Source organism: Pseudomonas sp. R38(2017) (assembly GCF_002112395.1).
In the GTDB taxonomy this organism is placed as follows: Bacteria; Pseudomonadota; Gammaproteobacteria; order Pseudomonadales; family Pseudomonadaceae; genus Aquipseudomonas.
In genome coordinates this window covers 184,809-198,000 of record NZ_NEHN01000009.1, presented here as the reverse complement: position 1 = coordinate 198,000, position 13,192 = coordinate 184,809, and the positions used below count along the sequence as shown (strand labels likewise).

The window sequence follows — 13,192 nt, the reverse complement described above, 5'->3', positions numbered from 1 at the left end:
GTCCTGGTGGACCCGAATGCCTCGTTCTTCAAACGCGTGCTGCGTTTTGCCGGCCCCGGTTTGCTGGTGTCGATCGGCTACATGGACCCGGGCAACTGGGCCACCGCCATCGAGGCCGGTTCACGCTTCGGTTACAGCCTGCTGTTCATGGTGTTGCTGGCGAGTCTGGCGGGCATGGTCGTGCAATGCCTGTGTTCGCGGCTGGGCATCGCCACCGGGCGCGACCTGGCGCAGTTGTCCCGCGAACGCTACAGCACCCCGACGGCGCGGCTGCAATGGGTATTGGCGGAAATCTCGATCATTGCCACCGACCTTGCGGAAGTGCTCGGCTGCGCACTGGCGTTTCACCTGTTGCTGGGTTGTTCGCTGACATTCGGCATCGCCCTGACCGCATTCGATACATTGCTGGTGCTGGCCCTGCAAAACCGCGGTTTCCGCAGGCTGGAAGCGATCATGCTGGTACTGGTGGGCACCATCGGCGTGTGCTTCTTCGTCGAACTGCTTCTGATCAAACCGTACTGGCCGGACGTCGCTCAAGGTTTCAAACCTTCGCTGTCGGCGATCAGTGATGCAGCACCGTTGTACCTGGCCATCGGCATCCTCGGCGCCACGGTGATGCCGCACAACTTGTACTTGCACACTTCGATCGTACAAACGCGGCTGATCGGCCAGGATTTGGCGAGTAAGCAGGACGCGGTGAACCTGGCGCGCATCGATACCATCGGCTCATTGGCGCTGGCGTTGCTGGTCAACGCGGCGATCCTGATTCTCGCAGCGGCAGCCTTCCATCAAACCGGGCATTCCGACGTGGTGGACATCCAGGACGCCTATCACTTGCTCGATCCGCTGGTGGGCGGCGCGCTGGCCAGTGTGCTGTTCGGCGTGGCGCTGCTGGCGTCGGGGCAGAGTTCGACCTTCACCGGCACCATCGCCGGGCAGGTGATCATGGAAGGTTATCTGAACCTGCGGATTCCCTGCTGGCAACGGCGCCTGATCACCCGTGGGCTGGCGCTGATTCCGGCATTCATCGGCGTGTGGCTGATGGGCGACGGCGCGGTGGGCAAGTTGCTGGTGTTGAGTCAGGTGGTGTTGAGCCTGCAGTTGCCGTTTGCGCTGTACCCGCTGATTCGCATGACCAACGACAAACAACTGATGGGGCCGTTTGTGAACCGGTTGCCGACCAAGGCTCTCGCGTGGGGATTGTTTGTGGTGATCAGCGGCGCCAATGCCTGGCTGATTCTGCAACTGGTCGAGTGACCTTTCGGCGCAGGCAAAAAATACCCGGTGCGACGTGAGCCGTACCGGGTTTGTTGCCAACGGGCAGTGGATGTCGTGGATCCGCCACCCGCTGTTGAACCTCTTTTGCGCTTAAGCGCGTTCCAGTGCCAGCGCCACGCCTTGACCGCCGCCGATGCACAGGGTCGCGAGACCCTTTTTCGCATCACGTTTGATCATTTCGTGCAGCAGGGTTACCAGCACACGGCAGCCTGATGCACCGATCGGATGGCCGAGGGCGATGGCGCCGCCGTTGACGTTGACCTTGTCCAGATCCCATTGCAGATCCTTTGCCACCGCCAGGGATTGCGCGGCGAAGGCTTCGTTGGCTTCGATCAGATCCAGTTGGCCGATGTTCCAGCCGGCCTTGTCCAGGCAGCGGCGAGTGGCGGACACAGGGCCGATGCCCATGATGGCCGGGTCGACGCCCGCGTTGGCGTAGGCGGCGATTTTCGCCAGCACCGGCAGGCCCAGGGCCTTGGCTTTTTCGGCGCTCATCAGAATGACCGCGGCGGCGCCGTCGTTCAGCGACGAAGCGTTGCCGGCGGTGACGCTGCCGTCCTTCTTGAACGCTGGACGCAGTTTGGCCAGGGATTCAGCGGTAGTGTCGCCGCGTGGCTGTTCGTCAACCTTGAACGCCACCGGATCGCCTTTGCGCTGCGGGATCAGGATTGGGGTGATTTCATCGACAAAACGACCGGCCTCGATGGCCGCGGCGGCTTTCTGTTGCGATGCGGCAGCGAAGGCGTCCTGCTGCTCGCGGCTGATCTCGTATTTCTCGACCAGGTTCTCGGCAGTGATGCCCATGTGGTAATCATTGAACGCATCCCACAGGCCATCGCTGATCATGGTGTCGACGATTTGCGCGTGACCCATGCGCAGGCCGGTGCGCGCGCCGGGCATGACGTAGTTGGCCAGGCTCATGTTTTCCTGACCGCCGGCGATGATCACGTCAGCATCGCCGCAACGGATCGCCTGGGCACCAAGATGCAAGGCCTTGAGGCCCGAGCCACAGACCTTGTTCAAGGTCATGGCGGGAACGGCGTGGGGCAGGCCGGCCTTGATCGCCGACTGGCGTGCCGGGTTCTGGCCGGCGCCGGCGGTCAGCACCTGGCCCATGATCACTTCATCGACCTGAGCACCGTCCAGTCCAGTCTGCTCAAGCAACTGGCGGATGACCGCTGCGCCCAGATCCACGGCGGAGACGGTGGCCAGGGATCCCTGGAAACTGCCGATCGCGGTACGCGTGGCGGCAACAATGACGACGTCTTGCATTTTCGAATTCCTCACTCGGCAGCGAACTGCATTTCCGGTACGTGATCCGGGACGATCAGTTTACCAGCGGTTTTGGCGACGATTTCCTCGACGCTGACGCCAGGTGCGCGTTCCTTGAGGACAAAAGCGCCATTTTCGATTTCCAGGTACGCCAGGTCAGTCAGCACACGCTTGATGCAACCGGCGCCGGTCAGCGGCAGGCTGCACTGGCTCAGCAACTTGGACTCACCGTCCTTGGACGCGTGGGTCATGATCACGATGATGTTGTCGGCGCCGGCCACCAGGTCCATCGCACCGCCCATGCCCTTGACCAGTTTGCCGGGGATCATCCACGAGGCGATGTTGCCCTGTACGTCGACTTCGAAGGCGCCCAGCACGGTCAGGTCGACGTGACCGCCACGGATCATCGCGAAGGACTCGGCAGAGTTGAAGATCGAAGCGCCGATACGGGCGGTCACGGTCTGTTTGCCGGCGTTGATCATGTCGGCGTCGATGGTGTCTTCAGTCGGGAAAGGGCCCATGCCGAGCAGGCCGTTTTCCGATTGCAGCATGACTTCCATGCCTTCGGGGATGTAGTTGGCGACCAGGGTCGGAATGCCGATGCCGAGGTTCACGTAGTAGCCGTCCTGCATTTCGCGGGCGACGCGTTGAGCCATTTGTTCGCGGGTAAGTGCCATGTTCTTGTTCTCCGTCAGCCTGGATTATTTGCGGATGGTGCGTTGTTCGATGCGTTTTTCGAACGTGCCGCAAATGACCCGGTCGACGTAGATGCCGGGCGTGTGGATGTGTGCCGGATCCAGCTCGCCGGGTTCGACGATTTCTTCGACTTCGACCACGGTGATCTTGCCGGCGGTGGCGGCCAGCGGGTTGAAGTTCTGGGCGGTGTGGCGGTAGATGACGTTGCCGAAGTGGTCGGCCTTCCAGCCTTTGACGATGGCGAAGTCGCCGGTGATGGACTCTTCCATCAGGTATTTGCGACCGTGGAATTCACGCACTTCCTTGCCTTCGGCAACCGGAGTGCCGACGCCAGTAGCGGTGAAGAACGCCGGGATGCCGGCGCCGCCTGCGCGCATTTTTTCGGCGAGAGTGCCTTGCGGGGTCAGGACGACTTCGATGTCGCCTTTGAGCAGTTGCTCTTCGAACAGTTTGTTTTCGCCGACGTAGGAGGCGACCACCTTGCGGATCTGGCGATCGGTCAGCAGTACGCCGAGGCCGAATCCATCAACGCCGCAGTTGTTGGAAACGACGGTGAGGTCGCGGGTGCCTTTGCGCTTGATCTCGGCGATCAGGTTTTCCGGGATGCCGCACAGGCCGAAGCCGCCGGCGATCACGGTCATGCCGTCTTCAAGACCTGCCATGGCTTCCTCGTAGGAATACACGCGCTTGTCGAAACCTGCCATATGCACCTCTTTTATTGTTTGTCGGGCGGCTGGCTAGCCGAATGACTGGAGTGTCGCGCTGGTGAATATATTTGTTAAGTTGATTTTTAAGGTTGATTGATTGATAAAGCTCAACAATGGACTTGGTTCTCTGTTCCCACGCAGGAGCGTGGGAGCGATCAAGAAATGCTCGCCATCGTCGGCGGGTGGATGTACAGCTTAGCCGTTGGAGCGACACGACCATGACCATCAAGCAGATCCGCGCCTTTCTTGCTGTGGCCCAAAGCCTGAGTTTCGCCGTGGCTTGCGAACGCCTGCACCTGTCGCAATCGGCGCTGAGCCTGACCATCAAGGCGCTGGAGGAGGGCTTGGGGGGGCGCCTGTTCAGTCGCAATACGCGCAACGTGGCGCTGACCCCGGAAGGCGAATCGCTGCTGCCGCTGGCCCGGCGCCTGATCGCTGATTGGGACAACGCCGAAGACGAAATGCGCCAGCGCTTCAGCCTGCAACGGGGGCGAGTGACACTGGCGGCGATGCCATCGTTTGCCGGCAACCTGCTACCACCGATCCTCAAGACCTTCCGCGCGCGCTATCCGAACGTAAACGTGACGGTCAACGACGTGATCAACGAGCAAGTGCTGGAAATGGTCCGCGATCGTCAGGTCGAACTTGGCGTGGCGTTCGAGCCGATGCAGAACACGTCGCTGACCTTCACACCGCTATATAGGGATCGCTTCGTCGCAGTGGTGCCACAGGATTCACCGCTGGCCCAGCGTACGGACATCGACTGGCAGACCTTGTTGCGGGAGCCGTTCATCACCCTGCAACGCCCGTCCACGGTGCGGGTGATGCTTGAGGAACACTTGCAGGCCCGGGGCATGAAACTGCCGGTGGAATTTGAAAGCCATCAACTGGCGACCGTCGGGCGGATGGTTGCCAGTGGCCTGGGCGTCAGTGCGGTGCCGGCGTTGTGTGCCGAGCAGATGCGCGAGTTGGGGGCACGGTGTCTGACGTTGCATGAGCCAGTGGTGGAGCGGGCGATTGGCGTATTGACTGATTCCGGGAATGAACTGTCGGCGGCGGCGCAGGCGTTGTTCGACATCCTTAAGGCTGAGCATTGAGGCGTTGTGTCAGTAGCGGCAATAGCTGTTCGCAAGACGCCTCGATCTTCAAATCCAGCAACTCATCCGCCCGGGTCTTCCCCAGATTGATCGCAATCAGCGGCTTGCCTCGATCCGCAATCACCCGGCACAGGCGAAACGCCGAATACGCCATCAACGACGACCCGACCACCAGCATCCCGGCAGCATTCTCCGCTGCCGCCATGGCCCGTGCCGCTGTCGGCTGCGCCACGTTCTCACCAAAAAACACCACGTCCGGTTTCATCCGCTCGCCTTCGCAATGTGGACAGTGCGGCACCTGGAAGCGTGCCTCGAAGGCCGGGTCGAGCAGGGTGTCGCCGTCCGGCGCCTGCATGGCATCGACACCCGCCAGATACGGATTCTGCATTTCCATCAATTGCTGAATCGAATCCCGCTCGCTGCGCTGGCCACAATCCAGGCACAACACTCGATGCAGGCTGCCGTGTAGTTCGATGACATCGTGACTGCCGGCCTGATCGTGCAGGGTATCGACATTCTGGGTGATCAATCCGCTGATCCGGCCATGGCTTTGCAGGCTGGCCAGCGCTTCATGAGCCGCGTTCGGTTGCGCCTGACGCACACGGGGCCAGCCGAGCATCGCCCGGGCCCAGTATCGGCGGCGTGATTCGGGTGCCGACAGAAACTCCTGATACATCATCGGCTGCCGGCCCCGGCGCACGCCGTTGGTGTCGCGGTAGTCCGGGATGCCCGACGGCGTGCTGATACCGGCCCCGGTCAGTACCACGAAATCGCCGTCGGCCATGGCCTGTTGCAGGTAGTCGAGATGTTCGTGGAGGGGGCGGTCAAGCATGGTCAGCGCTCCGCAGGCTGTAAGTGCCTTGCAGGTTAGCACTGCCGGGCGCCTCTTATGGAGGCGCCCGGTACAGACGTTTACTTGCGTGCTTCCAGAATCAGGTTGAACGGCGTCTGCGTCGCCCGCCGGAACTGCTTGAATCCGGCTTCGCTGAACACTTTGCGCAAACGCATCTCGCCGGCCTGCGCACCGAGCCCCAGGCCCACTTCCTGGGACAGTGAGTTCGGCGTGCAGATGAACGTCGATGCTGCATAGAAAAGTCGCCCGACCGGGTTGATGTTGTCGTCCAGCGTGTCGTTGGCAAAGGGTTCGACCAACAGCACGGTGCCGTCGTCCTTCAGGCAATCGTAGGCATGCCGCGCCGCGCCGACCGGGTCGCCCATGTCGTGCAGGCAATCGAAGTAGCAGATCAGGTCGTAGTCGTCGCCGGGAAAGCTTTTTGCTGTGCCCTGGAAAAAACGCGCCCGGCTGCTGACGCCGCCTTCTTCGGCTCGCTGGGTGGCGACACTCACCGATGGCGCGTGATAGTCGAAACCGACGAAACGCGAGTTGGGATAGGCCTGGGCCATGATCACCGTGGAGGCGCCATGACCGCAGCCGACATCGGCGACCTTGGCGCCGTCTTCCAGTTTAGCCACAACGCCCTCCAGCGCCGGCAGCCATTCGGCGATCAGATGCCCTTTGTAGCCGGGGCGGAAGAACCGTTCAGTGCCGGTGAACATGCACGGATGGTGATCGCCCCAGGGCAAGGCGCCATTGCCGCGCATGGCTTTGACCAGTTTGTCCTTGTCGTGGAAAAACGACGCCACTACGCCGAGCCCGCCAGCGACGTAGACCGGCGAATCTTCCTTGGCCAGGGCCATGGCCTGTTCTTCCGGCAGGCGGAATTTGCCGTCCAGGTGTTCCATGTAGCCGGAGGCCGCGTGGGCGCTGAGCCATTCGCGGACCAGCCGGGAGTTGCAGGCGGTTTTTTCGGCGAGGGTTTCCGGGGAGATCGGCTGGCTGTCGGCCATGGCCTTATACAAGCCAAGTTCTTCGCCGACGATGACATTGGCCAGCATCGCCGCGCCGCCCATGTCGTTGACCAGTTTGCCCATGAATTCGTTGAGTCTGGCCTCGTCCATGTCATGTGCTCCTGTCAAGGATCACAGTCCGGTGGTGATGGGGGTCGAGGCATTCGCCACCGGGCGGTGGTCGTGGAAACGGGCAGGGCGACACTGCTGTCCTGCGTCCCCCTCGACTGGGTACTGATTGAGTCTAGTCGGTGTTGGGCGACTCTATGTATTTGCGTGTATCAGGAGGGCTTGGGGATACACAGCACCGCAAATGCCGGGGCGGATGAACACAGCCGTGATACAGCGTGCGCATTCACTGGACCTCTCGGCCGCCACTGTCGGCGGCTCTTTTGCAGAGGTCTTGCCCATGCATATTCCCCACCCCACCTTGCAGGCCAGCGTCGGGCTCGGCCTGCGTCGCGGCTTGATGAAGGATCTTCAAGCCGCCTGCACCGGCGATTTCGACTTTCTTGAAGTCGCCCCGGAAAACTGGATCGGCGTCGGCGGTGCCCACGGTGCCGCGCTGCGCGAACTGGCCGAGCGTTATCCGTTGTCTTGCCATGGCTTGTCGTTGTCGCTCGGCGGGTCGGCACCGCTGGACGTCGACTTCCTTCGGGAAGTCCGGGTGTTTCTCGATCATTACAACGTGCCGCTGTACAGCGAGCACTTGAGCTATTGCAGCGACGACGGTCATCTCTATGATCTGCTACCGTTACCGTTCACCGAAGAGGCCGTGCACCACGTTGCCGCGCGGATCCGTCAGGCCCAGGACATCCTCGGCCGGCGCCTGGCAGTGGAAAACGTTTCCTATTACGCCGCTCCCCGGCAGGACATGGACGAGGTAGCCTTCACCAACGCCGTACTGCGCGAGGCCGATTGCGACCTGCTGCTGGACGTGAATAACGTCTACGTCAATTCGATCAACCATAGTTTCGACCCGCAGACATTTCTGGCCGGTATCGAGCCGGGTCGGGTGGTCGGGATGCACGTGGCGGGGCATTTCGACGAGTCCGACACGCTGAAAATCGACACCCACGGCGCGTCGGTGAAACCTGTGGTCTGGTCGCTGCTGGCGGACGCCTATGCACGCTTTGGCGCCCAGCCGACCTTGCTCGAACGCGACTTCAACTTCCCGGCGTTCTCCGAGTTGGTGGCGGAATTGCAGACCATTCGCCGCTTGCAGCATCAGGGAGGCCAGCGTGGATAACCTTGAGCAGCAACAACGGGCCCTGACGCGCTACCTGCGCGATCCCGAGAACCAGACGCCACCGGCCGACATGAACGCGGCGCGGGTCAATGTCTATCGCGATCTGGTGTTCAACAATGTCTCGCAACTGCTGGGCGGGACCTTTCCGGTGCTGATCCGGATCATCGGCCAGGAGCGTTGGCGCCTGCTGATTCGCGGCTTCCTGCGGGACTACCGGGCGCAAACGCCCAAATTCGGTGAAATCGCGGAGGAGTTCGTCGGTTACCTCGCTTCGGAACCTGTAGTGTTGAGCTCGGGCGAGTGGCCGGCGTTTCTGGTGGAGCTGGCGCATTACGAGTGGGTGGAGATGGTGTTGCAGCAGTCCGACATCCAGCCGCTACCGGCAAGTGATCCCGCGCTTTTGCTGGAGCAGCCATTGCAGGTTTCGGCGCTGGCCTGGCCGCTGGCGTATGCGTGGCCGGTACAAATGCTCAGTCCTGAATATCAGCCGTCTGCGCCACCGGCCCAGCCAACGTTGTTGCTGGTGCGGCGCGCGGTGGATTTCAGTGTGAAATTCTCCGAGCTGAGTCCGTTGGCGTGGCGGTTGTTGCAGAGGATTGGCGAATTTCCTGCGCTGAACGGTCGGGCGCAACTGGAAGGGCTGGCGATGGAGGCGGGTTTACCAGGAACAGCATCGTTCATGGACAGTGGTTTGGCGTTGTTGCGGCAGATGCATGAAGACGGTGTGATCGGACTTAACTGATCGCACAAAAAAAGACCCGGGGGGCAATATAGCTCCCCGGGTCTTTTTGTTTGTTTCAGGCCTGTAGCGGCAACTTCAGCTCCGCACACAACCCGCCACCGTCACGGTTGCTCAGGTTCAGCGAGCCACCCAGCGCCATCGCCAGTTGCTGCGCAATCGCCAGCCCCAGCCCGGTGCCTCCCGTGCTGCGGTTGCGCGAGTTCTCCACGCGGTAGAACGGCTCCATCACCTGCGCCAGCTCTTCTTCGGCAATGCCAGGGCCTCGATCCATGACTTTGATCGACAGTTCTGTGTGTTTGCGCTCGACGTACAGTTCGGCAGCACCGGCGAATTTCAACGCGTTGTCGGTCAGGTTGACCAGCACCCGGCGCAGGGCGTGGGGGCGGGTGTCGATCACAGCCTCACTCTTGCCGCTCAATTGCACCTCTTTGCCCATGTCCTGATAGTCGAACACCAGGCTGTCGAGAAACGAGTCGAGGTTGGTGCGTCGGCTTTCTTCGGTCGAACCGTGAATGCTGCGCGCATAGGCCACGCCTTCACGCACCAGATGCTCCATCTCACCGAGGTCGTTCCACAGTTTGTCCTTCTCCGCCGAGTCGTCCATGAACTCCGCGCGCAGTTTCATTCGGGTGATCGGGGTTTGCAGGTCGTGGGAAATCGCTGCCAGCAACTGCATGCGTTCCTTCAGGTACGCGGCGATCCGCGCCTGCATGGTGTTGAACGCACGGGCGGCGTACGCCACTTCGTTCGGACCTTGTTCGTCCAGATTGATCGGATGGGCGTTGGGATCAAGGGTTTCCACCGCGTTGGCCAATCGGGTAAGGGGACGGATGGCGATGCGTACCGCCAGCCAGGTGCAGGCAATCATCAGCGCCAGTTGCCCGAGCAGCACCACCGGCAGCCACGGCGACAGCGGCACCATCGAAGGTCGAACGTCGATGGTCACCGGGCTGCCATCGCTCAGGCGCAAATGGCCCTGAAAGTGCTTTTTCGGCCCAGGAATGTCGGTGAAGGTCAGCGGGTAGGCTTCGCCGATGGCGTCGGTGATCGAGGTCACAGCAATCGGCACCTCGCCCGGACCGATCGGCGTGCCCGGTTCGCCTTCGCTGAGCAGGTAGCCGTAGTTTTTGCGGGCCAGGCGATCAAGCCACATCGGGCGCTCTTCGGCCGGCAAGCGGTCGAGAATCGCAATCGAGGTCGAGACGTCGGTTTCCAGGTTGCCGAGCATGGTGTTTTTCGCGCTTTCGTAGCGCTCGTAATACTGCGCGCCGAACGACAGGGCTTGAGCCAGGATCAGGCCGATCAGAAAAATCAGCGACAACCGCGAGGCAAGGGTGCGCGGCCAGTGCAACGCAACCTTCATGCCGGAGCTCCGAGGATTTCCACCGGCAGCGAGAACACGTAACCCTCGCTGCGCACGGTCTTGATGTAGGCCGGTTCGCGGGCGTCGTCGAGCAGGCGCTGGCGCAGACGACTGACCAGCAGGTCGATGGAGCGGTCGAACAGATCGGCGTCGCGACCCTGGGTCAGGTTGAGCAACTGATCGCGGCTCAACACCCGCTGCGGATGATCGAGAAACACTCGCAGCAAGCGGTACTCCGCGCCGCTCAAGGCAACCATGGTTCCGTCGGTGTCCAGCAGATGCCGGGCCGAGGTATCGAGCTGCCAGCGACCGAAGGCCAGCAAGCGACCGCTTTCAGTCACCACCAGATTGGGCGGCAGCATCCGCGTGCGGCGCAGCACGGCGTTGATCCGCGCCAGCAGTTCACGGGCGGCAAAGGGCTTGGTCAGGTAATCGTCGGCGCCCATTTCCAGGCCGATGATGCGGTCGGTTTCGTCGTTGCGGGCGGTGAGCATCAGGACCGGCGTGGCCTTGTGTTTGCCGGCGCGCAGTTCGCGGCACAGCAGCAGGCCGTCATCGCCGGGCATCATGATGTCGAGCACGATCAGGTCGACGGTGTTGGCTTCCAGAAAACTGCGCATTTGTCGGCCATCGGCGACCACGGTGGTGCGCAGGCCGTTCTTTTTCAGGTAATTGCCAACCAGTTCGCGAATCTCGCGGTCGTCATCGACGATGAGAATGTGATCGACATGATCCATGGAGCCAAACCTCTATCAAGTGGGGAATGTCTCGCAGTCTATAGAGCCCGCGCGGGCTCGCCTGCCTGCCTTTGTATTGCAGTGTATCTGCCGCAACGACGGATACATGTGGACGCAAAATCACGATTTTTTTAGGGTTTTGTATCGCTGTGTATCCCCCGGCGGGCGAGATACGCAGCGATTTATACCGGCCGTTTTCCGACACAGACGGGATACCTCGCGAGCTTTAAATGAGCTCCATCGAGGCACACCACAGCGCCTCGGCCCAATCAACCGATCTACCCATTGAAGCCCTGAGGAAAACGCCATGACCAACAAATCCGTAATCGCCGCTTGCCTGTTTGCCGCCCTGAACATCTGCACCCTGTCGGCCCGTGCCGAAGCCGTTGCCCCGCAAACCTACACCTATGGCACACATCTGGATATCCAGAAAGTGATCTCGATGAAAGAAGACAAATCGATGACCTGCGGCATCGTCGACGCCCGCATGACCTACCTCGATTCGGCCGGTCAGACCCGCGTGCTCGACTACAGCAAATTCGCCGACGGCTGCGACAACCAGAACTGATCCGCCACCCACTGATTTAAAGGAAGATTGCCATGAACAACGTATCGCGTTTCTTGACCGCCATTGCCTTCTCTTTTGCCGGTGTCGCGGCTCACGCCAACAGCGCCGTCGAGCAGAGCAGCTGCGCCGGCAGCACCTGCTTTCAACTGAGCCCGCTAGCCAAACAGGGCAGCGATGCCTTGATCGCCGCCGACGGCGCCAGCCACACGCCGCAAGGGCAGATGGTCGCAGCGGACGGCTCCAGCCATACGCCGCAAGGCCAGATGGTCGCCGAAAACGGCGCCAGCCGGACCCCGCAAAGTCAATGGCTGGACAACCAGAACGCCTGAATCCCGTGCGTGTCTGCCGGTGAACGGCAGGCACCTCTTTTATCGGCAGACCGCCCATCCTTCAAGAGGTGAACCTCATGTTCCTTATCGCGTTCCTGGGCGGTCTGTTGACTGTCCTCAGCCCCTGCATCTTGCCCGTGGTGCCGTTTCTGTTTGCCGGCGCCGACCGCACCCGCTCTTCGATCCTGTTGACCCTCGGCGGTATGGCCCTGACCTTCGCCCTGATCTCCAGCCTCGCGGTGGTCAGCAGCGAGTGGGTGATCCAGGCCAACAACACCGGCCGACACATCGCGCTGATCGTGATGGTGCTGTTTGCGCTGTCGCTGATTTCCGCACGCATCGGTGACTGGCTGGCGCGGCCGTTCGTGTTGCTCGGCAATCGCCTGGATCCGGACACTCGCAAGAAGGCTGGCCCCATGGGGTCGGTGATGATCGGCGTGGCCACCGGTCTGCTATGGGCACCGTGCGCCGGGCCGATTCTCGGCGTGATCCTCACCGGCGCCATGCTGCAAGGCGCCAGCGCTCAGACCAGCCTGTTGCTGCTGGCCTACGGCGCGGGCAGTGCGCTGTCGCTGGGGACGCTGATTTTCGCCGGTCGCGGCCTGGTCAACCGGCTGAAACCGTCGATCCCGTTCACGGGCTGGTTCCGTCGTGGCGCAGGTGTCGCCGTGCTGGCGGCGGCGGTCGTGATTTCCACCGGTGCCGATCGCACCCTGCTGGCCGGCACATCGTCCGAGGGCGTCGCCAGTGTCGAGAAAAACGTGTTGGAAAACGCGCCGAAAGTGATCGATTACTTCATCAGCAAAGTGCGGGCGGATTCGACTTCGGACGAGCAGAGTAAAGGCGCGATGCCGTCGCTGGCGGGCGCGGTGCAATGGCTGAATTCACCGGAGCTGAAGGCCGAATCCCTGCGCGGCAAAGTGGTGCTGGTGGACTTCTGGACCTACGACTGCATCAACTGCCAGCACACGCTGCCTTACGTGAAAGCGTGGGAGAAGAAGTACGGCAAGGACGGCCTCGTGGTGATTGGCGTCCACACCCCGGAATACGGTTACGAGCGGATCATCGACAACGTCAAGGATCAGGTGAAGAAACTCGGCATCACCTACCCGGTGGCCATCGACAACAACTACGCGATCTGGCGCAACTTCGACAACCAGTACTGGCCGGCGCACTACCTGATCGATGCCAAGGGGCAGGTGCGTTACACCCACTTTGGCGAGGGTCGTTATGAGGCGCAGGAACAGATGATTCAGCAGTTGCTGAAAGAGGCCAAGGCACCTGCAGCCTGAACCGTGAACATCAA

The 13,192-nt window shown here is 61.5% G+C and carries 14 protein-coding genes; 7 read left to right on the top strand and 7 right to left on the bottom strand.

The genetic code is table 11. From position 1 onward, the window contains the following. Positions 1-3: 3 nt before the first annotated feature. Positions 4-1,257, top strand: coding sequence for an Nramp family divalent metal transporter (locus CAF87_RS22755; RefSeq protein WP_371850989.1), 1,254 nt, complete (start codon positions 4-6; stop codon positions 1,255-1,257). Positions 1,258-1,368: 111 nt separating this feature from the next. On the opposite strand, the gene CAF87_RS22750 is transcribed toward CAF87_RS22755, so the two are convergent. From CAF87_RS22750 to CAF87_RS22740, 3 genes are read right to left on the bottom strand one after another with little or no spacing between them, the layout of a single operon-like run. Beyond that, positions 1,369-2,550 carry an acetyl-CoA C-acetyltransferase gene (locus tag CAF87_RS22750; RefSeq protein ID WP_085733159.1) on the bottom strand — a complete coding sequence of 394 codons (1,182 nt, stop codon included), beginning with the start codon at positions 2,548-2,550 and terminating at the stop codon, positions 1,369-1,371. 11 nt (positions 2,551-2,561) lie between these two features. Further along, a complete protein-coding gene (locus CAF87_RS22745; protein ID WP_011333516.1) occupies positions 2,562-3,227 on the bottom strand; it encodes a CoA transferase subunit B in 666 nt (221 codons plus the stop codon). Between the two features lie 24 nt (positions 3,228-3,251). Further along, on the bottom strand, positions 3,252-3,950 hold the full coding sequence (locus CAF87_RS22740) for a CoA transferase subunit A (RefSeq protein ID WP_085698663.1): 699 nt from the start codon (positions 3,948-3,950) through the stop codon (positions 3,252-3,254). A 221-nt stretch (positions 3,951-4,171) separates the two neighbouring features. On the opposite strand from CAF87_RS22740, the gene CAF87_RS22735 reads away from it, so the two are divergent. Then, the gene (locus CAF87_RS22735; protein ID WP_085733158.1) at positions 4,172-5,050 is read left to right on the top strand and encodes a LysR family transcriptional regulator; all 879 of its coding nucleotides are present in this window, start codon (positions 4,172-4,174) and stop codon (positions 5,048-5,050) included. Here the strand turns inward: CAF87_RS22735 and CAF87_RS22730 are convergent. Beyond that, positions 5,034-5,882: an NAD-dependent protein deacetylase gene (locus tag CAF87_RS22730; RefSeq protein ID WP_085733157.1), complete on the bottom strand. Its 849-nt coding sequence runs from the start codon at positions 5,880-5,882 to the stop codon at positions 5,034-5,036. The two genes, CAF87_RS22735 and CAF87_RS22730, sit on opposite strands and share 17 nt — an antisense overlap. Positions 5,883-5,962: 80 nt before the next feature. After that, positions 5,963-7,009, bottom strand: a complete 1,047-nt coding sequence (locus CAF87_RS22725) for a class I SAM-dependent methyltransferase (RefSeq protein WP_085733156.1) — start codon at positions 7,007-7,009, stop codon at positions 5,963-5,965. 298 nt (positions 7,010-7,307) lie between these two features. Here CAF87_RS22725 and CAF87_RS22720 point away from each other — a divergent pair, with 298 nt between their 5' ends. Then, entirely contained in the window at positions 7,308-8,147 is an 840-nt protein-coding gene (locus CAF87_RS22720) for a DUF692 domain-containing protein (protein WP_085733261.1), read from the top strand. Beyond that, positions 8,140-8,889 carry a DUF2063 domain-containing protein gene (locus CAF87_RS22715; RefSeq protein ID WP_085733155.1) on the top strand — a complete coding sequence of 250 codons (750 nt, stop codon included), beginning with the start codon at positions 8,140-8,142 and terminating at the stop codon, positions 8,887-8,889. Before CAF87_RS22720 ends, CAF87_RS22715 begins: the two co-directional genes overlap by 8 nt. A gap of 55 nt (positions 8,890-8,944) precedes the next feature. On the opposite strand, the gene CAF87_RS22710 is transcribed toward CAF87_RS22715, so the two are convergent. Continuing rightward, on the bottom strand, positions 8,945-10,252 hold the full coding sequence (locus CAF87_RS22710; protein ID WP_085733154.1) for an ATP-binding protein: 1,308 nt from the start codon (positions 10,250-10,252) through the stop codon (positions 8,945-8,947). Next, entirely contained in the window at positions 10,249-10,989 is a 741-nt protein-coding gene (locus tag CAF87_RS22705) for a response regulator (protein ID WP_085708690.1), read from the bottom strand. The genes CAF87_RS22710 and CAF87_RS22705 overlap by 4 nt, the downstream gene beginning before the upstream one ends. Positions 10,990-11,296: 307 nt before the next feature. Between CAF87_RS22705 and CAF87_RS22700 the strand changes: the two genes are divergently transcribed. The 3 genes from CAF87_RS22700 (at position 11,297) to CAF87_RS22690 (ending at position 13,178) form a co-directional block, all read left to right on the top strand. Continuing rightward, complete coding sequence (locus CAF87_RS22700; RefSeq protein WP_085708689.1) at positions 11,297-11,557, top strand: DUF2790 domain-containing protein; 261 nt, start codon at positions 11,297-11,299, stop codon at positions 11,555-11,557. A gap of 32 nt (positions 11,558-11,589) precedes the next feature. Further along, positions 11,590-11,886, top strand: coding sequence for a hypothetical protein (locus CAF87_RS22695; RefSeq protein WP_085733153.1), 297 nt, complete (start codon positions 11,590-11,592; stop codon positions 11,884-11,886). A 77-nt stretch (positions 11,887-11,963) separates the two neighbouring features. After that, positions 11,964-13,178 carry a cytochrome c biogenesis protein DipZ gene (locus CAF87_RS22690; protein ID WP_085733152.1) on the top strand — a complete coding sequence of 405 codons (1,215 nt, stop codon included), beginning with the start codon at positions 11,964-11,966 and terminating at the stop codon, positions 13,176-13,178. Positions 13,179-13,192: the final 14 nt, after the last annotated feature.

Bases quoted from the DNA above. Each gene is read 5' to 3' on its own strand.
- CAF87_RS22750 (WP_085733159.1), bottom strand. From the start codon at position 2,550: ATGCAAGACGTCGTCATTGTTGCCGCCACGCGTACCGCGATCGGCAGT.
- CAF87_RS22745 (WP_011333516.1), bottom strand. From the start codon at position 3,227: ATGGCACTTACCCGCGAACAAATGGCTCAACGCGTCGCCCGCGAAATG.
- CAF87_RS22740 (WP_085698663.1), bottom strand. From the start codon at position 3,950: ATGGCAGGTTTCGACAAGCGCGTGTATTCCTACGAGGAAGCCATGGCA.
- CAF87_RS22735 (WP_085733158.1), top strand. From the start codon at position 4,172: ATGACCATCAAGCAGATCCGCGCCTTTCTTGCTGTGGCCCAAAGCCTG.
- CAF87_RS22730 (WP_085733157.1), bottom strand. From the start codon at position 5,882: ATGCTTGACCGCCCCCTCCACGAACATCTCGACTACCTGCAACAGGCC.
- CAF87_RS22725 (WP_085733156.1), bottom strand. From the start codon at position 7,009: ATGGACGAGGCCAGACTCAACGAATTCATGGGCAAACTGGTCAACGAC.
- CAF87_RS22720 (WP_085733261.1), top strand. From the start codon at position 7,308: ATGCATATTCCCCACCCCACCTTGCAGGCCAGCGTCGGGCTCGGCCTG.
- CAF87_RS22710 (WP_085733154.1), bottom strand. From the start codon at position 10,252: ATGAAGGTTGCGTTGCACTGGCCGCGCACCCTTGCCTCGCGGTTGTCG.
- CAF87_RS22705 (WP_085708690.1), bottom strand. From the start codon at position 10,989: ATGGATCATGTCGATCACATTCTCATCGTCGATGACGACCGCGAGATT.
- CAF87_RS22700 (WP_085708689.1), top strand. From the start codon at position 11,297: ATGACCAACAAATCCGTAATCGCCGCTTGCCTGTTTGCCGCCCTGAAC.
- CAF87_RS22695 (WP_085733153.1), top strand. From the start codon at position 11,590: ATGAACAACGTATCGCGTTTCTTGACCGCCATTGCCTTCTCTTTTGCC.
- CAF87_RS22690 (WP_085733152.1), top strand. From the start codon at position 11,964: ATGTTCCTTATCGCGTTCCTGGGCGGTCTGTTGACTGTCCTCAGCCCC.